Raw genomic sequence first — 22,864 nt, forward strand, 5'->3', positions numbered from 1 at the left:
ATACGGGCAACTATAAAATCTGCGTTTACGCAATCACCAAAAACGAGGAGCAGTTTGTCGACCGCTGGATGGACGCTGTCAGCGAGGCCGACCTTGTCGTCGTCGCCGACACCGGCTCCACCGACCGCACGGTTGAAAAGCTCCGGGCGCGCGGCGCGCAGGTATACCGCGAAGAGATCAAGCCCTGGCGTTTCGATGCCGCAAGGAACGCGGCGATGGACCATATTCCGGAAGACGTTGACATCTGCGTGCCAAACGATCTGGACGAGGTTTTTGAAAAAGGCTGGCGGGAAAAGCTGGAGGCGGTCTGGCAGCCGGACCTTACACGCGTCAAGTATCTGTTCACCTACAGCTACAAGGAAAACGGAACACCGGATAAACAATACATGATGGAAAAGATTCATTGCCGGAAGGGATTCCGCTGGATTCACCCGGTCCATGAACTCTTGTCCTACAGCGGTGGCAGACCGGAAAAAAGCGTGTGGGTTCCCGGTCTCATTCTGAATCATTATCCGGACCTTTCCAAACCGAGAAGCCAGTACCTGCCCCTGCTGGAACTCTCCGCCAAAGAAAATCCAGAGGACGACCGGGTCATTTTCTGGCTCGGGCGCGAGTATCTGTATTACAAAAGATATGATGAAAGCATTGCGACGCTGCGGCGCTACTTAGACATGCCAAGCGCTGTCTGGACGGAGGAACGCTGCGCAGCCATGCGCTTTATTTCGCAGTGCCTCGCCGAACAGAAAAAGCCGGATGAAGCGAAAGAGTGGCTCTACCGCGCAATCGGCGAGTGCCCTTCCGTAAGGGAGCCTTATTATTACATGGCGAATCTTGCTTATCTGCAAGGCGACTGGTTCCTTCTGTTTGACATGTGCGAGCAGGCGCTCACCATCAAGAACCGTTCGGGCAGCTATTTGCTGGAACCCCGCTGCTGGGGATCGTTTTTTTATGATTACGGCTCCATTGCGTGCTATCGCCTCGGCCTTTACCAGAAGTCACTGGAATACGTGCAGAAAGCCGCAGAGCTTTCGCCGGACGATCCGAGGATTCGGCGGAATTTCGACCTGATCCGTGAGAAGGCTGATTTGGATGCCGGGAAGGAGTGTGCAGACCATGAATCGGTATAAAATCTGCGTCTACGCCATCTGCAAAAACGAAGAGCAGTTTGTCGACCGCTGGATGGATTCCATGAGCGAGGCGGACCTGGTGGTTGTCACCGATACCGGCTCCACGGACAAAACCGCGGAAAAGCTGATTTCGCGCGGGGCGGTCGTCTATTCCGAAGAGATTAATCCCTGGAGGTTCGACGAGGCAAGGAACCGCTCTCTTGACCACGTTCCGGAGGACGTCAATATCTGCGTCTGCACCGATCTTGACGAAATTTTTGAAAAAGGCTGGCGCCGCTGTATTGAAAAGGCGTGGCAAAAGGGTACAACCATGGGCAAATACCTGTATAACTGGAGCCTGAAGCCGGACGGAACCCCCGCGGTGCAGTTCCGTTACTTTAAATGCCACGCAAGACACGGCTACCGCTGGATTCATCCCGTTCACGAATGCCTTGGCTATGTCGGGACTGAGCCGCAGCAAGTGGTCTTTATCCCCGGAATGGTTCTGAATCATCACCCCGACCCGAACAAATCGAGAAGCTCCTATCTGCCGCTTTTGGAAATGGCCGTAAAGGAAGAGCCGAACGACGACCGCATGACGTATTACCTCGGCCGGGAATATATGTACCGGGGCCGCTGGCAGGACTGTATCAATACCATGCTGCGTTATCTCTCCCTGCCCACCGCCGTCTGGCGGGAGGAGCGCTGTGCTTCCATGCGCTGGACCGCCGCTTCCTTTTTCAGCCTGTCGCAGGTTTCAGAAGCATACCGCTGGTATTACCGCGCAATCGGCGAAGCCCCCTGGATGCGCGACGCTTATGTGGAATTTGCCAGGATGGCTTACCGGCTCGGCGACTGGCCGACCGTATTTTGCATGACGGAAGAAGCGCTCAAAATCCGCGAGCGCTCCCCCGTTTATGTCAACGCGGCTTACTCATGGGATTATACGCCCGACGATCTCTGCTCCATTGCCTGCTTTCAGCTGGGGATGTATGAGCGTTCCCTGGAGCACGCAAAGGCCGCGCTGGCATTCAGCCCGGAGGACCAGAGACTGAAAAACAATCTCAGTCTGATCGAGAAAAAGCTGAAAGAAACTTCGCCGGAACATGAGAAATCCCCCGGATGATAACAAAATTCATCCGGGAGAACCGCATAGGACTGTTCGGTTGATTTTACTTGACGGCTTTGAGGTAATCGCAGGCAAACCGGGCATAAAACGCGGAGCCGTGCCGCAGGGCCGCCTCATCCACCTTGAATTTGTCGCTGTGGTTGGAATAAACCGCGCCGATGTCCGGGTTGCCCGCTCCGAGAAATGCGAAATAGCCGGGCGCTTTTTCCATGTAATAGCAGAAATCCTCTGAACCCGTCAGTTTCTCGACCGGAATGATTCCATCCTCTCCGTACAGACCGACGGCGGCGTCATGCGCAACACGGTTCAGAAGAGCATCGTCGTTACTGACCGGATCCGTGAATTTTGCGTATTCCAATTCCGCGGTCGCGCCGAATACCGAGGCGGTCTGCTGTGCGATTCTCCTCAGCACGTCTTGTGCATCGTCGGCCGTTTTCCTCGAAAACGTGCGCAGGGTTCCTTCCATCTCCACACGCTGTGGAATAATGTTGAACCGGTCGCCGCCGTGAATGGTGCCGACCGTTACCACCAGCGGGCTCAGCGGGTCGTTCATCCGGCTGACATAGCTTTGCAAATTCATGACGATGGAGGAGGCCGCTGCAATCGCGTCCGTTCCGAGGTGAGGGGTGGAACCGTGAGCGGCCGCGCCCTTCACAATGATTTTAAAGGACGCCGCGGCAGCCATGCGGCTGCCCTCCTGAACATTGATTTTCGGGCCGCGCATCACCGCGAAAATATGCATTCCCATCACGGCGTCGACGCCGTCCATCACGCCTTCTTTCACCATGTATTCCGCGCCGTTGCCGGCTTCTTCGGCAGGCTGAAAAATCAGCTTCACGTCGCCTTCCAGCTCGTCCCTGATCTCCGTCAGGATTTTTGCCGCGCCGAGCAGCATGGAAATATGGCAGTCATGCCCGCAGGCGTGCATTTTACCGGGATTCAGCGAGCGGAACGGAACCTCCGCGTTTTCCTGGATCGGAAGGGCGTCGATATCCGCCCGAAGCGCAACCGTTTTTCCGGGTTTTCCGCCATGGATCATACCTGTTACCCCTGTTTTGGAATAGCGCTTTGTTTCAATGCCCATGTCCTTGAGTTCGGCTTCAATGGTATTGGTGGTATTCTCCTCTTCCCAGCTCAGCTCCGGGTGCTGGTGAAAGTATCTTCTTTTTTCAATGACGTAGCTTTCATATTTTTCCGCAAGTTCTTTGATCGGCATCCTGTATCCCTTCCTTTTCTTATTACAGATTTTTCACAAAATCGGAGATCCGCTTTACGCCTTCCAAAAGATTTTTCTGAGAAGTGACATACGAAATCCGAACATACTCCGTTCCGCCCGGCCCAAACGCGGTTCCGGGTACCACAGCCACCCTTGCTTCGCGCAGAAGCCGCATTGCGAAATCCTCTGAAGTGAGTCCCGTTCCCGAAATATTTACATAAAGGTAAAACGCCCCGTTCGGCTTTACGCATTTTAAACCTTCAATTTTTTCAATTCCCTCGACCAGCAAGTCTCTTCGAACGCGAAATTCGTCGATCATTTGCCCAACGGAATCCTGCGGGCCGCTCAGCGCTTCCACTGCGGCGTACTGCGCCATCGTGTTGACGCAGGAAATCACGTCGTCCTGCATGCTGATCATCAGGCGGATCATTTCCGGAGAAGACACCGCATAGCCGACGCGCCACCCCGTCATCGCATAAGTCTTGGAAAAGCTGTCGATGATAACCGTCCGCTCCTGCATGCCGGGAAAAGACGCGATGCTCACTACGGGTACTCCCCCGTAATTGTAATCCTGATATACCTCGTCGGAGATGACATAAAGATCATGTTTCACGGCAATTTCCGCTATTTTCCCAAGCGTCTCCGGGCTGATGATACTCCCGATCGGATTGGAAGGAGAGTTCAGCAAAATTGCTTTCGTTTTCGGTGTAACCGCTTTTTCCAGATCTTCACAGTCCATGATGAAGCCGTTTTCCTCACGCAGGGTGACAAATTTCGGCACGGCGCCGATGGAAATCGCCTGGCCGAGATAATTGGAAAACAACGGAACCCCAATGATGATTTCGTCCCCCGGATTCAGCAGCGCTTTCATGGAAAGGTACAGTGCTCCGGTCGCCCCGTTTGTTACAATCACCTGCTGTTCCGGGTCTGCGTGAATTCCTTTCCTTTTCCCTACGCTTTCGGCGATCAAGGCTCTCAGCTGAGGAATGCCCGCGCTGACGGTGTATCCGGTTTTTCCCTCGTGAAGCGCCCTGCAGGCTGCTTCCACAATATGCTCCGGCGTCGGGAAATCCGGCTCGCCGACCATCAGCTTGACGCAGTCGTCCATTTTTACGGCAAGATTGAAAATCTTGCGGATTCCGGAAGTCGGCGCGGCCAGCGCGTTGACGGATAAACTTTTCATCGTATCTCTCCTAACTTGATTTCAGACAATGCCGATTACCGGAGCGCCGCTGGTTTTACCTCCGGCGGAATCGGGCAAAGATAGCTCTCTCCATGCAGGGTTTCCTTCCACTCTTCCCGCGCCCGGCTCACGATTTCAGGGTGCTCAAAAAGCTCCGCCGCGGTCAGCGCGATGGTTTTCGCCGCCAGCAGCATTCCCTTGTGGCAAATTCTCGACTTTCCCTGCGAAACCACCTGCCAGGAGTGCCCGGGGGTACCGAAGGCCTGCGTCACGGCGGAGCACTGTGCGGTGGGCACAATCCAGCTGACGTCACCGACGTCCGTTGACCCGGGCATCGGCGTATCCGATTTTTGATACGGCCTGACAAAACCGGCAATTCCGGTTTCCCGGATGACGCCGAGCTCTTCCCGGTCGCGAACCCGGGCGTTCGCGGTGGCTTTCTGGGTCGCAGTCAGCGTTTCTCCGATTTCTTTCGCGAACCCGATCTCCTCGCCGTCAGCCTGCCACGGGCCCAGCTCTTTCATCTTTTCGCTCATCAGGCGACTCAGGGTATCGTTCGGAATATAATCGGTGTAGCCGCTGTCAATGACGGTTTCAAAGTCGGTGCCGGTCATCAGTGCCGCACCGTTTGCGATTTTAACCACGCGGTCAAAAATTTCTTTCGCCTGCCGGAATTTCGGGGCGCGAACCACGTACAGGACTTCCGCGTTTGCCTGCACCACATTCGGGGAAAGCCCGCCCGCGTTCGTGATCGCGTAATGGATTCTTGCCTCCGGAATCACGTGCTCGCGCAGATAGTTGGCGCCGACGTTCATCAGTTCCACGGCATCCAGCGCGCTGCGGCCAAGCTGCGGAGCCGCGGCCGCGTGAGAGCTGATTCCGCTGAATTTGAAATACGCCTGTGTCACGGCAAGGCTGCTGCATCCCCAGACTTCGTTCATATCGCCCGGATGCCAGGAGAGAGCCGCGTCCAAATCGTCAAAGACTCCCTCGCGCGCCATAAACGCCTTTCCGCTCCCTACTTCTTCCGCGGGGCACCCGTAGTACCGGACCGTCCCCGAAAGTTGATGCTCCTTTCTATAATCCTTGACCGCAACGGCGGCCGCCAGGGCACCGACGCCAAGGGCGTTATGGCCGCAGCCGTGCCCGCTGCCGCCCGGAACCAGCGGCTTTTTTTCCGTAATTCCGGCTACCTGGCTCAAGTCAAACAGAGCGTCAAATTCACCCAGGATCCCAATCACGGGTTCCCCGCTGCCGAAACTGCCGACGAAAGCCGTCTGCATTCCGGCAAGCCCTGTTGTAACCTCAAACCCCTCTTCCCTAAGAATTTTACAGAGCAATTCCGCAGACCGATATTCTTCAAACCGTGTTTCCGCATAATCCCAGATGGAATCGCTTGCCCGCTCGTAAAGCTCCTTTTTCCCGTCAATCAGCATGGATATTTTTTCTTTGCACGCCATATTTCAGTCCTCCTTTCATCCGTCAGCGCGAGGCATGCGGCTGAAAGCCTTCCGGTATCAGGCAGTCGTATGGTTCTCCGTTCAGCCTTTCTTTCAGTTCCTCTTTCGCCTGTTCGCAGAGTTCCGGCTTTTGAAACAGCCTGAGCCCCGTCAGGGCCATTACTTTGCCGGCATACAGCATCCCCGTGTGGCTGATCCCGGATTTTCCCTGTGAAACGATCTGCCAGGAATGCCCCGGCGTGCCGAGCGCCTGCGTGGCGGCGGTCAGCTGAACCGTCGGTACCTTCCAGCTCACGTCGCCCACGTCGGTGGAAAACGGCGTCGCCTTTTCCGTCGGATGGTAGGGCATCACAAATTCGGCCAGGGCGCAGCTTTTCAGCCGCTCCGCAGTTTTTTGGTCAAACCGTCCCAAACAGGCCGCTTTCTGCTCCGGAGTCAGGGTCTTTTCAATTTCCCTCGCAAACGCCTGGTCTTCCTCACTGAAAACCGGTCCTCCCAGTTCTTCCATCACTTCCTGCATCACCTTGCCAAGCGTGTCGTTTGGAACCAGGTCGGCGGTCCCCCCGTCCGGAATCATTTCCACCTGCGTTTCCGTCATCAGCGCCGCGCCCTTTGCGATGTCGCAGACACGGTCATAAATTTCCCGGACCTGAGGAATCGTCGGCGCGCGCAAAAGAGAAAGGACTTCCGCTTTCGCCTGAACCACATTCGGGGAAACTCCGCCCGAATCGGTGACGGCATAGTGCATTCTGGCGTCCTGCATCACATGCTCCCGCAGAAAATTCACCCCCACGTCCATCAGCTCCGCCGCGTCGAGGGCGCTGCGGCCCAGGTGCGGGTCGCTGGCCGCGTGGGAGCTGGTCCCGCTGAAAACAAAATAGGTTTCAATATTGGCGAGCGTTCCGGAAGCCATGACGCGGTTCAGGTCGCCCGGGTGCCAGGTGATTGCCGTATCCAGTCCGTCAAAGAGATGGTCGCGGGCCATAAAAACCTTGCCGCCCCCGCCCTCTTCCGCCGGGCAGCCGTAATATTTTACGGTGCCGCAGCCTCCGGTCTCCTTCAGATAATCTTTCAGCGCAATCGCTGCCGCAAGCGACGCCACGCCCAGCGCGTTATGTCCGCATCCGTGCCCGTTCGCGCCTTGGACCAGCGGCTTTTTCTCCGCGACGCAGGGCTCCTGGCTCAGGCTGGAAAGCGCGTCGTACTCGCCGAGCAGGGCGATTACCGGCTTGCCGCCGCCATAAGCCGCGATGAACGCGGTGTCCATACCCGCAACTCCGGTTTCGACCTGAAAGCCCTCCCGTTTCAGGATTTCACAAAGCAGCGCGGCCGATTTGGTTTCCTGAAAGCGGGTTTCCGCGAATTCCCAGATCCGGTCCGCCGCATCAAGATACCGTACGGATTTCTCGTCGATGGAAGCCAGTATCGATTCCGTTTCCGTCATAAGGCAATCCTTCTTTCAAAACGCAGCCCGCCGTCGCGGCGGGCCACAGTCGTAATTTCATGGTCAGGACATGCTTTTGGGGTCGATCGCATCCCGAAGACCGTCGCCGACAAAATTGACCGCCAGAACGCTGAGCATGATCATCACTCCGGGCGGGACCCACAGCCATGGCTGAGAGGTCAAAATCGTCAGGGACTGCGCGTCGGTCAGCATGTTGCCCCAGCTTGCGGTCGGCGGCTGTACGCCGAGCCCTAGGAAGCTCAGCCCGGCTTCCATCAGGATGTTGCCGGCGATGCCGAACGTCGCGTTGACCAGAATCGGCGCAAGAGTATTGGGCAGAATGTGCTTGAACAGCTTGCGCGGAACGTGATATCCCAGCGCGGTGCAGGCTTTCATATAATCGGACTGCTTTACGCTCAGCACATTGCCGCGCACCAGCCGCGTCACCTGCGGCCAGCCCAAAAGCCCGAGGACCAGGGTAATGTTCCTTGTGTTCGGCCCGACAATGCTGACAACCACGAGGATCAGCATCAGTTGGGGGAACGACATGAAAATATCGCAGATTCTCATGATCAGCATGTCGATCGCCTTGCCGAAATAGCCGCTGATCAGGCCCAGGACCGTGCCGATGACAACGGAGATGGCGACCGTCAGGAACCCGACGGTCAGGGAGACGCGCGTACCGAAGATCAGACGGCTCAGCACGTCTCTGCCGACACGGTCCGTGCCGAGCGGATATTCTGCGGACGGCGCCGCGTTAAAGGTATTCGTAATCGCGTTCGGGTCATGCGGGGCAATCGCCGGGGCAAACAGCGCGCATACAATTAAAAGAAGAACGACCAAGACCCCTGCCACCGCAAGCTTATGTTTCAGAAAGCGGCGTATCACCATGTGCAAATAGGTTTCCTGCACGGCTCCGAATTCCAGCGTATCCGGCGTATCGGGTTCCGGTGCGCCGGGATTTACTGCGTTCGGTACTTTCAGTTCTGCAACTGCCATGTCTTCCGCTCCTTTTAATTGTATTTGACGCGCGGGTCCACCACGGAATACATAATATCCGTCAGCAGATTCGCGGCCAGCACCATGACCGCGGCGATCAGGTTGATCGCCATTAAGGTCGGGTAATCGCGGCCTGAAATCGAGTCGATGGTCAGCTGGCCGATTCCGGGCCAGGCAAAGATCTGTTCCGTAATTACCGCGCCGCCAAACAGAAGCGGAATCTGCATGCCGATGACCGTGATGATTGTAATCAGCGCGTTGCGCAGGGCGTGCCGGTTTATAACGACGGATTCCTTCAATCCTTTCGCGCGCGCGGTTCTCAGGTAATCCTGTCCCAGGATTTCCAGCATGCCGGAACGGACGTAACGAATATCCTGCCCGGCGATCTGCACCGCGAGCACAATCACAGGAAGAACCAGATGCGCGGCCGTGTCGGCAATGCCGTTGTTGCCGCCCAGTGTGAACATGCCCGAGGACGGGAGAACTTTCAGCCTGACCGCGAAGATATAAATCAGGCCGAGGCCAAGGAAAAAATTCGGGATGGAGACGCCGAAAAACGCTCCGCCGGTCGCGACGTAATCCAGCGTGGAATTCTGATGCGTCGCGCTGACAATGCCGAGCGGCACCGCGATCAGCAGCCCGACAATCAGCGAAAGACCCATCAGCAGCATGGTCGGACCGATCCGCTGTGCCAGCATATCACCGACCGGCTGATACGTCGTCATGGAATAGCCGAAATTCAGCTGCAGAATGTTCACCAGCCAGTGCCAGTACTGCACATACAGCGGCTGATTCAGGCCGAGAGCCGCCTTCTTTAATTCCAGCGCGGCGCCCGTCACATTCGGGCTGACCATCATGTCGACCGGATTTCCGGGGGCCATATTGACAATCAGAAAATCTATAATTGTAATCCCGAGCAGAATCGGAATTGCAATCAGAATCCGTCGGATAATATAGTTAAACAATCCAGTTCACCGGCCTTTCCTCACAAATCGACTTTCAGGCAGGCGACTTTGTGAGCCCTGCCCTTTAATACGGGGGTCTGCCTGCTGCACTCTTCGGTCGCCATCGGGCAGCGGGTATGGAATCGGCAGCCGGAAGGTGGATTCGCGGGGCTGGGAACATCCCCTTCCAAAACGATTCGTTCCTTGCCCCGCAGGTGCGGATTCGGAATCGGATACGCTTCCATCAGCACCTTGGTGTAGGGGGTGCAGCGGGCGGGAAAAAATCTCATCCCTTGACGCGATTTCAACGATTTTGCCCAGATACATCACCGCGACGCGGCTGCTGACGTAGCGGACGGAGCCGAGGCCGTGCGCGATAAACAGATAGGTCAGATTCATTTCCTGCTGCAGGTCGCGAAGCAGATTCAAAATCTGTGCCTGAATCGAAACATCCAGAGCGGACACGGGCTCGTCGCAGACAATCAGCTTCGGGTGCACCGTCAGGGCCCGCGCGATTCCGACTCTCTGCCGCTGTCCGCCGGAAAACTCGTGCGGATACCTCTGTTTGCATCCTTTGGGGAGCCCGACCAGATCCAGCAAACGGTCGACCTCCGCGCTGATTTTATCTTTGGGAACAATGTGATGAACGATCAGCGGTTCCTCCAGAATATCCACAATACGTTTGCGCGGATTCAACGAAGAGTAAGGATCCTGGAAAATCATCTGCAGCTTGGTTCGAATGCCATAGAGTCTCTTCTGGTCCATCGCTTCAATATTCTTGCCTTCGAACACAATCTCTCCGTCCGTCGGCGTTTCCAGCCGGCAAAGAGTTCTGCCAAGAGTCGATTTACCGCAGCCGGATTCCCCCACCAGACCGAGCGTTTCCCCGGGGAGAATGCTGAGGTCCACGCCGTCGACCGCCTTTACATAGCCTACCGTTTTTGAAATAATGCCCCGGCGGATGGGGTAGTAGAGCTTGACCTGTTTGGTTGTGAGTATGGGAGCCTGCGCTTGATTCATCTCAGCCATCCGTCAGGCCTCCTTCTTCTGTGGCAGATTTCCGGCGAAAAAGCACCGCGCAAGGTGGCCCTCGCCCTGCTGTGTCAGCGGAGGCGCCTCGTTCCGGCAGCGTTCCGTCGCGTATTTGCAGCGGTTGCAGAAACGGCACCCCCTGATTTTCTGGTACATGGAAGGCACGGTGCCGGTTATGGATTCCAGCCGTTTGGAATCGTCCAGGTCTATGGTCGGAATCGAATTCATCAGGCCGATGGTATACGGATGCGCCGGATGATCAAACAGAGTGTAGACATCCGCGGATTCAATCACCTGGCCGGCATACATCACGATGATGCGGTCCGCCATCTCCGCAACGACGCCGAGGTCATGCGTAATCAGCATAATGGAGGTTCCGGATTCCTTGCGCAGCTTCTTCATCAGCTCCAGAATCTGCGCCTGAATGGTTACATCAAGAGCTGTTGTCGGTTCGTCCGCAATCAACAGCTTCGGTTTGCAGGAAAGTGCCATTGCGATCATCACACGCTGACGCATCCCGCCGGACAGCTCATGAGGGTAGTTGTCTATCACGGATTCCGCACGCGGGATTCCGACCTTTTTCAGCATTTCAATCGCATAGGCGCGTGATTCCTTCTTTCCCATCTGAAGATGAAGGCAAATTGTTTCCTGCATCTGATAGCCGATGGTGAAAACCGGGTTCAGGGACGTCATCGGTTCCTGAAAGATCATGGAAATCCGGCCGCCGCGAATTTTTCTCATTTCTTTTTCGTTCATCTTGGCAAGGTCCTGATTCTCAAATTGAATCTCGCCCTTGCTGATGCGTCCGTTTTTTCCCAGAAGCCGGATGATCGACAGGGATGTTACGCTTTTGCCGCATCCCGATTCCCCTACGATTCCCAGGGTTTCTCCGGGGTTCAGGTCAAAGCTGACATCCTCAACGGAAACGATTTCTCCCGCGTCGGTATGGAACGCCGTTTGCAAATCCCTCACGGACAGCATGTATCCCATTCCTTACAACCTCATTTCTTCCTATCATGGCTTTGCCGCGGCTGCGGCCGTGATCAATAAGAATGATGCCAAACGGAAGCGCCGCGCTTCCGTTTGGCAGGCAGGCTACGCTGATTTGTGCTTACTTGATATCCCAGTCCTGAACATTGACGGTCATACCGTAGATTTTCGGCTTCCCGGTAACGATTCTCTTGTTGACCGCCATCAGCTCATAAGAAGCGTACAATGCGGGAGTCGGCATTTCGTCGGCAAGTATTTCCTGCAGCTTCATATAATCTTCCTTGATTTGGTTTTCATCCGTCTCAACATAGGCGGATTCGATCAGGCTGTCGACATCCGGGTTGCTGTACTCGTTATGATCCATGCCTGTTTCATACAGGAACTGCAGCCAGCTGGTGGGGTTGGTCGGGGTCGTGGAGTTGCCGACAATCGTCAGGTCGTAATCCAGGCTGCGCAGCTTTGCTCATGATGGTCGGGAAATCGTATTTCTGAATCTGGACGTTCAGGCCGAGCGCAGTCAGGTTGCTCTGCACAACGTTTGCGACGGATTCACGGGTCGTATTGCCGGTCGGGACGTTAAAACGAATAGTCTTGCCGGTATCGAATCCGGATTCGGCAAGCAGCTGTTTCGCCTTCGCGAGATCGAACACCGGAGTTGAAACATCCTGATTCAGGAATTTGTAATCGCTGGCAAACGGAAGCTGAATCAGCTCGCCTTCGCCTTTGCACAGATTGTCGTTGATGGACTTGCGGTCGATTGCCATGGAAATCGCCTGACGGACTTTTTTGTCGGTGAAAGTTTTGTTGTTGATAAACAGATACTGAATGGTCCACGGAACGCCGGGGATAATGGTGAGGTTGTCCATTGCCTTGACCTTGTCGTAATCCTCCACCGGAACGTTGCCGATGCCGGGCCAGTTCATATCGATTTCGCCGCTCTGAAGTTCCGCGGTGATATTGCTGCCCTGCATGATTTTGAAATTGAGCTCGTCAACTTTCGGCGTTCCCCGGAAATAGTCCTTGTTGGCGGCAAGCTGTACATACTGGCTCTTCTGGAAGGATACCAGCTGAAACGCGCCGTCCGTCACGGCCGCATCCTGAACCTGTTTGCTCGTGAGGACAGTGGCGGGGTCAACGTCCTTAAAAACGTGCTGCGGAACCGTTTTGATGTTTTTACAGACAGAATCTTTAAAAACATCCATCCCGGCCTTGCTCTTCAGTGTGAACTGAACGGTATGGTCATCGATCCTTTTCACGCCGGAGACTGTGTCGCCGGTGGATTTACCGGTTTTATCCGTCCCGTCAATCAGGTTAATATAAGAGCTCAGATTGGAGTTCGTTTTCGGGTTGCAGACCAGATTGGTTGTAAAAACGACGTCGTCCGCGGTAACCGGCTGACCGTCGGTCCATTTGGCGTCTTCATTCAGGTGAACCGTATAAACCTTGTTGTCCGTCGTTTCCACCGAATCGGCAAGCTGGGGCTTATAGGTTCCGTCTTCGTCAAGGTCCATCAGCGGCAGATAAAGAATCTGTGTAATCCATGTGGTCGCGTTGTCGACAAAGTCCAGAGGATCCAGATTCGCGGGCGTATTGGTCAGTCCTACATTAATGGTCTTTTTAGAAGCCGCCGATGAGGTCCCCCCGCCGATGGGCTTGCAGTTGCTGTACTTCCGCCGCATGCCGCCAGCGAGGACAGGATGGTCGCGGCAGCCAGCAGAAGCGCAATTTTTTTCATAAACTTCATTACTTTCACTCCATTCTCAAAATTCGCAATTCATAAAGCAAACGGCTTATTATAATCATTCCGGTGATCCCGGAAGCATTACCCGCGTAATTTCCTTCGGTAAAAAACGGGGGCCCTAATCCGATTCTTTTCGGATCAGGGCCCCTTTGCCGCATGTGTATAATAATTCCGTTGAAAACAAATAAAAATGAAGCCCCATATCGTTCGATACAAGGCTCCATTGCCGGTAGACTAAGAGAAATTCAGCTTTACAGGTAATTATCTGTCAATTAAATTATTAATAGCATAGCGTGTCTGCGGTCATCTGTCAAGAGAAAGCGGTATATTTCATTGCAAAAATATACACAATATTTATTTCCAATAGCGAGTAATGTATGTCATCCTTTGTTTCATAAGCTTATTTTTTATAAGATACCTACAACCATTTTTCCTGATTTTAAAAAAACATGATCAACTTAAATATTGACCATTTCCTTTGGCGGACGTATAATTAGGAATCCAAATAAATAGGTACTCTAACTAATTTTCGAAAGGTTGTTGTCAAATGCCCGATGAAGACCGTACAGAAGAAGCAGGAAAAATGCTGCTGACTGCCCTGGTCCAGTTCGAACGCCTTCGGGGAAAAAATTATGCGGAAAAGAAGCGGGAAAACAAACCGTGCAGGCACAGCGATATATTGATTCTGTTCGCATTGAAACAAATGGAATCTAGCTGCCCGGACGGAGTCAGCATCTCGGAGCTCAGCCGGGAGCTCCATGTGAAATCGCCCACGGTAACACCCACCGTTTATCATTTGGAAACCCTGAAGCTCGTGGCAAGGGACACGGACCGAAAGGACCGGCGGATTATCCGCGTACGGTTGACCGAAGAGGGAAACCGCCTTCTTTCAGACCATCAGAAGCACTTTGCCGCTCACGTTGAGGGAATGGTTCACTATCTCGGTGTGGAGAAAAGCATTGAATTTGCAAATTTGCTCAACGAAGTATACGTCTACGAAAGTTCCAAAAGCCATGAAAACAGTAAACATCACAACCCATAAGCTCAGGAGGTTTCTGAATGCTGAAAATTTATCGGAACCTGAAGCCATATACCGTCTCTATCATTATGATTCTGGTATTTTTGTTTCTTCAGGTGATGTCCGACCTCTATCTGCCGACTCTGATGTCGGACATTGTCAACAACGGGATCATGACCGAAAATATCGGTTATATCTGGAAAACAGGGGAATACATGCTTCTGATCGCGGCGGGAGGCGTAATCTGCGCCGTCGTGGCGGGCTTTCTCGGCGCCAGGGTGTCCGTCGGCCTGGGCAGGATTCTGAGAAACCGGATTTTCCGCCGTGTGGAAAATTTTTCGCTGCATGAGTTCGACCGATTCGGTTCTTCCACTCTGATTACCAGAACAACCAACGACATTATCCAAATTCAGACCGTTACAATCATGATCATCAATATGATGATCCGCGCTCCTCTGACCTGCGTCGGAGGTATTTTTCAAGCGTATCATCAGGACAGGACCCTGACACTGATTCTTGCCATCGCGCTGCCCGTCCTGATTTTAATCATCTATCTGGTCACATCCAAAGTAGTTCCGATTTTCCGTCAGGTTCAGCGAAAACTGGACCGCATCAATCTGATTCTGCGCGAAAACCTGACCGGTATCCGTGTCATCCGGGCATTTAATAAAATCGACCACGAAAAAGCGCGGTTTGAAACCGCCAACAAGGATCTGACGGATACTTATATTCATGTAAACCGCATCATGGCGGTCCTGATGCCGATGATGATGTTGATCATGAACCTGGTCACCGTGTGCGTGCTCTGGTTCGGAAGCAAAAGAATCGACACCGGGGAGATGAACCTCGGCGCACTGATGGCTTTTGTCCAGTACGCGATGCAGATCATGTTTTCGCTTCTGATGTTTGTCATGATGTTCGTCATGATTCCGCGCGCCCAGGCAGCCGCAGACCGTATTAACGAGGTTTTGAGCACCGAGCCTGAAATTATCGATCCCCAGCTGCCGGAACCCGCCGCAGCAGAAAAGGGCTACGTGGAATTCCGGAACGTAACCTTCCGGTATCACGGCGCGGAGCAGTCCGCGATTCAAAATGTTTCATTTTCCGTAAAGCCGGGCGAAACCACGGCGATTATCGGCGGCACCGGCAGCGGCAAAAGCACGCTGATCAATCTGATTCCGCGTTTTTACGACGCGGATGAGGGTCAGGTTCTTGTCGACGGCATCGACGTAAAGGCGATGCCGCAGGAAGAGCTTCGAAACAAAATCGGTTTCGTCCCGCAGAAAGCAAGGCTTTTTACAGGCACGGTCGACGAAAACCTGCGGTACGGAAAAGAAGACGCGTCGGAAGATGAAATCCGCCATGCGGCGGACGTCGCGCAGGCGTCCGAATTTATCTCCCAGATGTCGGACGGATATGATTCCATGCTGTCTGAAGGCGGTCAGAACCTCTCCGGCGGACAAAAGCAGCGACTTTCCATCGCGCGGGCCCTGGTCCGCCGTCCGGAAATTTATGTGTTTGACGACAGCTTTTCCGCGCTCGACTTTAAAACGGACGCGAAGCTTCGCGCCGCATTGAAAAAAGACACCCAGAAAGCCACCGTCATAATTGTCGCGCAGCGCGTCGGAACCGTTATGGACGCCGACCGGATCATAGTTCTTGACGAAGGTTCGGTCGCGGGAATCGGCACTCACAGCGAGCTGCTGAAAAGCTGCGGCGTTTATCGAGAAATCGTGGCTTCGCAGCTTTCCGAGGAGGAATTGGCATGAGCGAAAATCGGAATAACACCAGCCCGGCGGAAAGGCCGGGCGCCATGGGGCACAGAGGCGGGCCCGGCGGCTCCATCGGAAGGCCCGTGGAAAAAGCCAAAGACTTTATGGGAACGCTCAAGCGCCTGGTCAAATACCTGAAGCCGCACACCTTTAGACTCGCCGCCGTCGTTCTGTTTGCGCTTTTATCAACCGCTTTCACCGTTCTGGCCCCGAGAATCAGCGGAGACGCGATCAATCAGCTGACCGATGGCTTCATCGCAAAGCACATGATTTCGGAAGTCACCAAAGCACAGGAGTCCATGAGTAAGCCTCTGAAAGCCCGGCTGGATCAAATCGACTCCGCGCGCAGCCAGGCTGAAAATCAGGCTAAAGCGGCGGCGCGCGCGGCGCTGGAGCAGGAGGGAGCTTCTCAGGACCAGATTGCGGCGGCCGAACAGCGGGCCGCGGCAGCCGCGGACAATGCGTTCGACGATAAAATTTCACAGTCCGTTACGCCGCAGGCGCTGAGCGCCATGCGTGAAATGGTAAGCCTTCCCCGCATCAGCGACATTGCCGGCGCGGATGAAAAGGCGGACACCGTCAGCCGGTTCGCCTCACTTGCTAAAAAGCTTCCCCAGTCGGACAGCTCCGTCCAATCGTTCCAGCTCAGCGACGAAGACCTGCAGAAATATCTGGGTGATATCCGCGAGACCAACGGCGTCATTCCGTTTGACGCCATCATCAAAACCCTTCTGTTCCTTTTATTTGTCTATCTTCTCAGCTCGCTTTTCACCTTCCTGATGCGGTATATCATGGCAAGCGTTTCGCAGGTAACGGTGTACAGCCTTCGAAAGGATCTGAACGACAAGCTCGCACGCCTGCCGCTGAAATACTATGACGGACACACCAGCGGCGATATCCTCAGCCGCATGACCAACGATATCGACACGGTTTCAAGCACTCTTCAGCAAAGCATGACCCAGCTGATTCAGTCCGTCTGCCAGATTCTGGGCTATATCATCATGATGCTTCTTTACAGTCCGATTCTGACGCTGATCGTACTGTGCACCCTGCCGCTCTATATCGGCGTGACCATGTTTATCGCCTCCCATTCGCAAAAGTATTACAAGGCGCAGCAAAAACATCTCGGCACGCTCAGCGGACACACCGAGGAAATGTTTACGGGACATATCATTGTAAAAGCGTTCGGGCGTGAAAGGGAGTCCATCGAAACCTTTGAAAAAGTCAACGACGACCTTTACAACGTAGGCTGGAAAGCCCAGTTCATGAGCGGCATTATGTATCCGCTGATGAATTTCGTGAGCAATATCGGCTATGTTCTCGTCTCGGTGGTCGGCGGCATTTTCGTCACGAAAAGCTTTCTGAACATCGGCGACATCACCGCTTTTATCCAGTATTCAAGATCCTTTTCCATGCCGATCATCCAGACGGCGAACATTGCGAATATTATTCAGTCCACCATCGCCTGCGCGGAACGCGTCTTTGAGATTCTTGACGAAGAAGAAGAAATTCCGGACACCGAAGACGCGGTCAAGATCGAACATCCGAAAGGCGATATCCGTTTTGACCATGTAAAATTCCGCTATACCGAATCCGTCCCTCTGATGGAAGACATGAACCTTGATTTCAAACAGGGAGAAACAGTTGCGATCGTCGGCCCGACCGGCGCAGGGAAAACAACGCTCGTGAATCTGCTGATGCGCTTTTACGAAGTCAACGGAGGCGCAATCACGTTTGACGGCGTCGACATCCGGGACATCGCGCGCGGAAATCTGCGGACCATGTTCGGAATGGTTCTTCAGGATACCTGGCTCTTCAACGGTACCATTGAGGAAAACATCGCCTACGGCCGTGAAAACGCGACTCACGAACAGGTTGTCGCGGCGGCAAAGGCCGCTCACGCGGACCACTTTATCCGTTCTCTTCCGGAGGGCTACCGGACGATCCTGAACGAGGAGGCCTCCAATATCTCCCAAGGACAGAAACAGCTTCTCACCATCGCGCGCGCGATTCTCGCGGACCCGACCGTACTGATTCTGGACGAAGCGACCAGCAGTGTCGACACCCGCACGGAGGTTTTGATTCAGAAAGCCATGGGAGTGCTGATGCGCGGCAGGACCAACTTCGTCATCGCGCACCGGCTTTCCACCATCCGCGACGCCCACCTGATTCTCGTCATGAATCACGGAACCATCATCGAAACCGGCAACCATGACGAGCTCATGAAGAAAAATGGATTTTACGCCGACCTTTACAACAGCCAGTTCGTCGGGGCTAATCTGGAATAAGAACAGACGGGTAGCTGCTGCGAAATAGCCTCACCAAAAAACAGGTACAGAAAATGCGTCTTAATCGGGCTTAGCAGCCGTTTTAAGGCGCATTTTTTGCTTTTCGGGTGGGGTTTTGTCCCCTGTAAAAATCAGCGATCTTGTACGGGCGGAACAACCGGCATGACGGAGCCTGCCGTGAATTGCGGCAATCTGCAAATTGCTTTTTCAGCGTTATTCCACTATAATAGCAGCAAAGCAGAAAAAGACAATTCATAAGAGAATTTGTCGAGGGAGGCCCCGCATGCTGATCTTTTTCCTGTCTATGCTGGAAACAGACGAGGACAAAAACAAATTTACGTTGTTGTACGAGAAATATCGAAAACTTATGTTTTATATAGCCAATCAAATTTTAAAGGACGATTATCTCTCTGAAGACGCCGTCCACCAGACATTTCTTAAAATAATTGACAATCTTGAAAAAATCTCTGAGGTTGATTGTCACAAAACCAAGAGCTATATTGTTATAATGGTTAGAAACTGCGCAATCAATCTTTATCGGCAACGAAAAAGCCATCCAACAGTTTCACTGGATGAGGATTTAGAAATTGCCGATGATCAGCCTTTTGCAATAGATGAAGCAGATGCGCTGACAAGATCAGTCGCACGTCTGCCAATAATCTACAAAGATATCCTTACGCTAAAATATGTTCAGGAGTTTCCAAATGAGGAAATTGCAAGGATGTTAGGAATCTCGGAACCGACTGTCCGAAAGCGATTGGAGCGCGCGAAAGAAAAAATCCAGCAATTTTTGAATGAGGAGACAAGTGGAAATGCCAATTAGCTATTCGGAAGAATCCCTAAAAGTTGCCGTTATAGCAGCTGATCGTCTGTTCGTAGACGCTTTGCCATCCGACGGCGAAATTGATCATGAGTTTTCCAAGCGCTTTACGCGCCGCATGAATAAACTCATACGCACATATAGCTCTGGGAAAGCCAACATAAAGTCGCATATCGGAAGAAAACGGTTGATTGCTATCCTCGCCGCAGTTATTATGGCTTTCTCCATGGCATTGAGTGTGTCCGCTGTGCGGGAATCAATTTATAAATTTGTGTCCCAAGTTTATCAAAAATACACACAGATTTTTTTCAGTCAAACCTCATCGTCCTCTCACATAGAAAGCCTTATTTTTGAAGCTAACATCCCCTCATATATCCCCGACGGTTTCCAATTGGTTCATCAGGAAAAGAATGATATGATGATGCTCGAATATGAGAAAGGCAAAGACTTTATTTCATATGATCAGGAACCGCTTGAAAATGTATCCACCCGTATCAATACGGAAGGCGTCAAAATAGAAAATACTAAACTAAATGGGGCGCCTGCACAATATTATTCCAATAAAGGAATACAGAATCTGATCTGGTACGACGATCATTACATGTACACTGTATCGTCAACATTAGACCGTAAAACAGTCTTCCAAATTGCTGAAAGTATACCCTTGAAAAAAAAAATAAAAAATCCCCATAATTTTTGTCACAAAAAGCCTCTCTAATTTGTCTTTATGTATAGAAGACAAAATTAGGGAGGCTTTCTTATGTTATCTAAAAAAATCATTTCCTTTACAGCGAGTGCTCTAATCGTTTTTTATGCCGCATGTCCTGCTCTGGCTGCCAGTACACCCAGGTCGACTAAGGAATCTTCACCCATACACGTCGATTATGTTTATATCAATAGGGCCAGCAGCACCTTGAGTATTTCTAATGGGACAGCCCATATTTTCGGGTATGTGCAAAGGACAACTTCCGGAAAGAGAATTTATGTGGAATCCACTCTTGAAAGTTACTCCGGCGGTTCTTGGAATGAAGTCGCAAGTTGGTCCGCATCTTCGAGCTCCTATTCGGCATCAGTATCTAAAACCTATAGGGTTTCCGGCGGAACTTATCGCGTCGCAACTTATTACTCTGTGAGCGGCTCGAGTGGTTCGGAGTCAGATACGCTTTATAGTAAAACTGTCTCCTGCTAATTGACTCCTATAAGCAATAGCGCTTTAAGCGCCTACTCATAACAAATGGAAGAAAGCGGTGAGTCCATTGGCTTTAGAATAAGCAATACCTCTTGTCCGCAAAAAACGTGAAATATTTTACAGGGAGAAATGAAAAATGGAAAAACTAAAATTAGCAAAACACGCAGTTGCAAAATCTATTCTTTGCTTGATGATTGTTGGATCTATGGCAGTATCTACAGGAATGAGTGCTTTTGCATCTGGCAACTATAAAGACAGTCGTTACGCAACAAGATATTCCGGTGATGGATCGGATGTTGTTACACCGAGAAGAGCAAAACAAGACAGTACAAAATCTTACATTTATAACGACAAATCCGACTACTATTTTTCTTATGTGAATGTCGTCGGATGTAATAAAACCGGAAACGGAGAATGGTGTACCGATGAATATAACACCTTTGTTGCAAAAGGAAAATCCAAAAAAATCGGAAATACTGTGCGTAAGGACGGATATGATCATGCACGATTAGCCGTCAATCCGGGGCCGCAGAAAGAGCAATACGTTTCTTTTCTGTGGAGTCCTGATAGTATCTAAATATATTTTAATGCCTGTTTAAATTCAAATATGGCCTGTTTTTAACAGGCCATATTGCTCTTTGAAATTGCTCTTTGAAGTGGAGATTTTTATGAATAAGTCAATTAAGGCTATTATGCTTGCTATTATCATAGTTTTAGTAATTCTTATTGTAGTTCCCTTAACGATCAAACTCAATCTTTTACCTTCGGGTAGCAAAGATAATATGTGGAATAAGAGTTTAGATAAAACATCATCAAGTGTCTCTGTTGGTTCTGAGAAAACTCATGAAGATAATACACTCTATCATGTCGGCGATGAAGTAGAAACTGATGGTGCCGTACATAGCTTTAAATATAGAATTAATAAAGTGACTGAGTCAAAATCCAGAAATATTATAAATTTTCCGGTTACTGAAATATGGAATGAAGTAACTGCCGACAGCGAAGGAAATATTACGAACAAATTTTCTTACATTTTATTACAGATTGATATAACAAACATGTTTAATCAAGAACAAGAATTATACTTAAATACAAATAGTTTAGATTTTAGGGATAAAAATGGAACCGCAGGAACTGAAATGTATAGCACAGAACCAGTTGCTATGAATCATAATATTGAAAACTCGAAAAAAAAAGATGCAATGCAGTTTGTTTTTAAGCCAAAGGAACATGTAGCGTTTGAATTAGTTTATATTGCAGAAGATAAATACCTAGATAGCTCATATACAATGGTGTTTAGCATAACAAATGAGTCTGCATCCATGGTTTATGATCCTAAGACTAAAAAATATTTAAATAGTGATGAAGCTAAATTTATTCAAATTCGGCAGGAGGACATAGAAAAAAAGTGAAAAATTTGCTTAAAATTGATTTATATCGTTCTATTTTTAATTGTCAATTTTTATTTGCCTGTCTTTTAGGGTCACTCATTGCAATTTCTAATTTTGTTCAACAAGTTTTCCCTGCTTTTCTTAGAAACAATAGACTTGCGGCATCAAATTTTAGTCAAAATTTGCCACCGGCCAATGTCTTTCAAGTATGGTTAGGAGCAAATCCAGTGGGAATGGAACAATTTTTATATTATCTTTTGCTTCCAATTATTGCAGTGTTACCTTATGCAGATTCATACTTTATAGACAAAAAGACAGGGTATTTAAAAAATTTCCTAATCAGAGTAACAAGAAAAGATTATTTCATTTCTCGTTATATTGCTGCCTTTATAAGCGGCGGTCTTGCATTCTCAATCCCATTACTTATAAACTTTTTGGTAACGAATCTTCTTTTGCCATCAATGGCTCCAGATCCATATTATTCAAGTATTGGTGAAACAAGTATGTGGAATACCCTCTATTATTCAGAACCAATATTTTATACTTTACTATTCATTATTATGGCCTTCCTTTTTAGCGGGGCATTTTCAACTATTTCACTGTTAATCAGTGATTTTGTAGAGCACCGCTTTATTGTTGTGATTTTTCCATTTTTATTATATATAGCTTTCTTTTCAATTATGACTTATATTAGTACAAACTCGCAAATGTTGGCTTGGATTCCTGAGTACTTTTTAACCCCATCATTTCCATATGCGAATTTCAAGATTGTTTTATTGGAATTTATGATTTTATTGCTCGGTACTTTCTTAGGAGTCGTTTGGAAAGGAATAAAGCGCGATGCTTTGGATTAAGGATTTTTTTAGAAAACTCAATTTAAACATAAATCTTCTTATGATCATAGTAAGCTTAGATATCTTATTAATTTTATTGGATATTGGAAACCTTTCTAATCTTGTCCTTAAAAATAACAGTTGTATATCTTTGGCAGATTGTCTCATTGCCTCCTCAAACAATTTTATATTTGCACTATGTTACATTCCTTTGCAGCTTTTCTTTATTCAAAATTTGATGAAATATGAGCTTGATACAAATTTTGTTTTACGAAATTCAAATAAGCACAATTTATGGAATAAGATGTG

Annotated in this window: 19 protein-coding genes and 1 pseudogene; 10 read left to right on the forward strand and 10 right to left on the reverse strand. The window is 50.7% G+C overall.

Translation table 11 applies throughout. The features are described 5' to 3' along the window. Positions 1-68: 68 nt before the first annotated feature. A complete protein-coding gene (locus tag HCR03_RS07305; RefSeq protein WP_187037389.1) occupies positions 69-1,127 on the forward strand; it encodes a tetratricopeptide repeat protein in 1,059 nt (352 codons plus the stop codon). After that, positions 1,114-2,232 (forward strand): tetratricopeptide repeat-containing glycosyltransferase, encoded by a 1,119-nt coding sequence (locus tag HCR03_RS07310; RefSeq protein ID WP_187037391.1) that lies wholly within the window; start codon positions 1,114-1,116, stop codon positions 2,230-2,232. Before HCR03_RS07305 ends, HCR03_RS07310 begins: the two co-directional genes overlap by 14 nt. A 46-nt stretch (positions 2,233-2,278) precedes the next feature. On the opposite strand, the gene HCR03_RS07315 is transcribed toward HCR03_RS07310, so the two are convergent. The 10 genes and pseudogenes from HCR03_RS07315 to HCR03_RS07360 all read right to left on the reverse strand — a co-directional run bounded on the left by HCR03_RS07315 (position 2,279) and on the right by HCR03_RS07360 (position 13,182). Beyond that, positions 2,279-3,451: an amidohydrolase gene (locus HCR03_RS07315; protein WP_187037393.1), complete on the reverse strand. Its 1,173-nt coding sequence runs from the start codon at positions 3,449-3,451 to the stop codon at positions 2,279-2,281. 22 nt (positions 3,452-3,473) lie between these two features. Continuing rightward, on the reverse strand, positions 3,474-4,634 hold the full coding sequence (locus HCR03_RS07320) for a pyridoxal phosphate-dependent aminotransferase (RefSeq protein WP_066644011.1): 1,161 nt from the start codon (positions 4,632-4,634) through the stop codon (positions 3,474-3,476). 35 nt (positions 4,635-4,669) lie between these two features. Next, a complete protein-coding gene (locus tag HCR03_RS07325) occupies positions 4,670-6,094 on the reverse strand; it encodes a M20 family metallopeptidase (protein WP_187037395.1) in 1,425 nt (474 codons plus the stop codon). Positions 6,095-6,116: 22 nt separating this feature from the next. Continuing rightward, positions 6,117-7,538 carry a M20 family metallopeptidase gene (locus HCR03_RS07330; protein WP_187037397.1) on the reverse strand — a complete coding sequence of 474 codons (1,422 nt, stop codon included), beginning with the start codon at positions 7,536-7,538 and terminating at the stop codon, positions 6,117-6,119. Between the two features lie 63 nt (positions 7,539-7,601). Further along, a complete protein-coding gene (opp4C, locus tag HCR03_RS07335) occupies positions 7,602-8,537 on the reverse strand; it encodes an oligopeptide ABC transporter permease (protein ID WP_066644013.1) in 936 nt (311 codons plus the stop codon). A 14-nt stretch (positions 8,538-8,551) separates the two neighbouring features. Next, complete coding sequence (locus tag HCR03_RS07340; RefSeq protein ID WP_066644014.1) at positions 8,552-9,502, reverse strand: ABC transporter permease; 951 nt, start codon at positions 9,500-9,502, stop codon at positions 8,552-8,554. A 20-nt stretch (positions 9,503-9,522) separates the two neighbouring features. Further along, positions 9,523-10,510: pseudogene (locus HCR03_RS07345) on the reverse strand (ABC transporter ATP-binding protein). A 3-nt stretch (positions 10,511-10,513) separates the two neighbouring features. Then, a complete protein-coding gene (locus tag HCR03_RS07350; protein WP_187037399.1) occupies positions 10,514-11,503 on the reverse strand; it encodes an ABC transporter ATP-binding protein in 990 nt (329 codons plus the stop codon). A 121-nt stretch (positions 11,504-11,624) separates the two neighbouring features. Continuing rightward, positions 11,625-11,867 (reverse strand): hypothetical protein, encoded by a 243-nt coding sequence (locus tag HCR03_RS07355; protein ID WP_187037401.1) that lies wholly within the window; start codon positions 11,865-11,867, stop codon positions 11,625-11,627. A gap of 7 nt (positions 11,868-11,874) precedes the next feature. After that, positions 11,875-13,182 (reverse strand): ABC transporter substrate-binding protein, encoded by a 1,308-nt coding sequence (locus HCR03_RS07360; protein WP_187037403.1) that lies wholly within the window; start codon positions 13,180-13,182, stop codon positions 11,875-11,877. Between the two features lie 609 nt (positions 13,183-13,791). On the opposite strand from HCR03_RS07360, the gene HCR03_RS07365 reads away from it, so the two are divergent. The 8 genes from HCR03_RS07365 to HCR03_RS07400 all read left to right on the forward strand — a co-directional run bounded on the left by HCR03_RS07365 (position 13,792) and on the right by HCR03_RS07400 (position 22,576). Further along, complete coding sequence (locus HCR03_RS07365; protein WP_066644016.1) at positions 13,792-14,286, forward strand: MarR family winged helix-turn-helix transcriptional regulator; 495 nt, start codon at positions 13,792-13,794, stop codon at positions 14,284-14,286. Between the two features lie 17 nt (positions 14,287-14,303). After that, positions 14,304-16,031: an ABC transporter ATP-binding protein gene (locus HCR03_RS07370; RefSeq protein WP_187037406.1), complete on the forward strand. Its 1,728-nt coding sequence runs from the start codon at positions 14,304-14,306 to the stop codon at positions 16,029-16,031. After that, positions 16,028-18,322: an ABC transporter ATP-binding protein gene (locus HCR03_RS07375; protein ID WP_187037408.1), complete on the forward strand. Its 2,295-nt coding sequence runs from the start codon at positions 16,028-16,030 to the stop codon at positions 18,320-18,322. The genes HCR03_RS07370 and HCR03_RS07375 overlap by 4 nt, the downstream gene beginning before the upstream one ends. Positions 18,323-18,605: 283 nt before the next feature. Next, entirely contained in the window at positions 18,606-19,145 is a 540-nt protein-coding gene (locus HCR03_RS07380; RefSeq protein WP_187037410.1) for an RNA polymerase sigma factor, read from the forward strand. Next, positions 19,135-19,860 carry a DUF4367 domain-containing protein gene (locus tag HCR03_RS07385; RefSeq protein ID WP_187037412.1) on the forward strand — a complete coding sequence of 242 codons (726 nt, stop codon included), beginning with the start codon at positions 19,135-19,137 and terminating at the stop codon, positions 19,858-19,860. The genes HCR03_RS07380 and HCR03_RS07385 overlap by 11 nt, the downstream gene beginning before the upstream one ends. Before the next feature lie 607 nt (positions 19,861-20,467). Next, entirely contained in the window at positions 20,468-20,908 is a 441-nt protein-coding gene (locus tag HCR03_RS07390) for a DUF2712 domain-containing protein (RefSeq protein ID WP_139104124.1), read from the forward strand. A gap of 91 nt (positions 20,909-20,999) precedes the next feature. Beyond that, positions 21,000-21,743 carry a hypothetical protein gene (locus HCR03_RS07395; protein ID WP_066647522.1) on the forward strand — a complete coding sequence of 248 codons (744 nt, stop codon included), beginning with the start codon at positions 21,000-21,002 and terminating at the stop codon, positions 21,741-21,743. Further along, complete coding sequence (locus tag HCR03_RS07400) at positions 21,740-22,576, forward strand: hypothetical protein (protein WP_066647519.1); 837 nt, start codon at positions 21,740-21,742, stop codon at positions 22,574-22,576. Before HCR03_RS07395 ends, HCR03_RS07400 begins: the two co-directional genes overlap by 4 nt. Positions 22,577-22,864 lie beyond the last annotated feature (288 nt).

Origin of the sequence: Caproicibacter fermentans, assembly GCF_014303955.1 — a bacterium.
GTDB classification, from domain to species: domain Bacteria; phylum Bacillota; class Clostridia; order Oscillospirales; family Acutalibacteraceae; genus Caproicibacter; species Caproicibacter fermentans.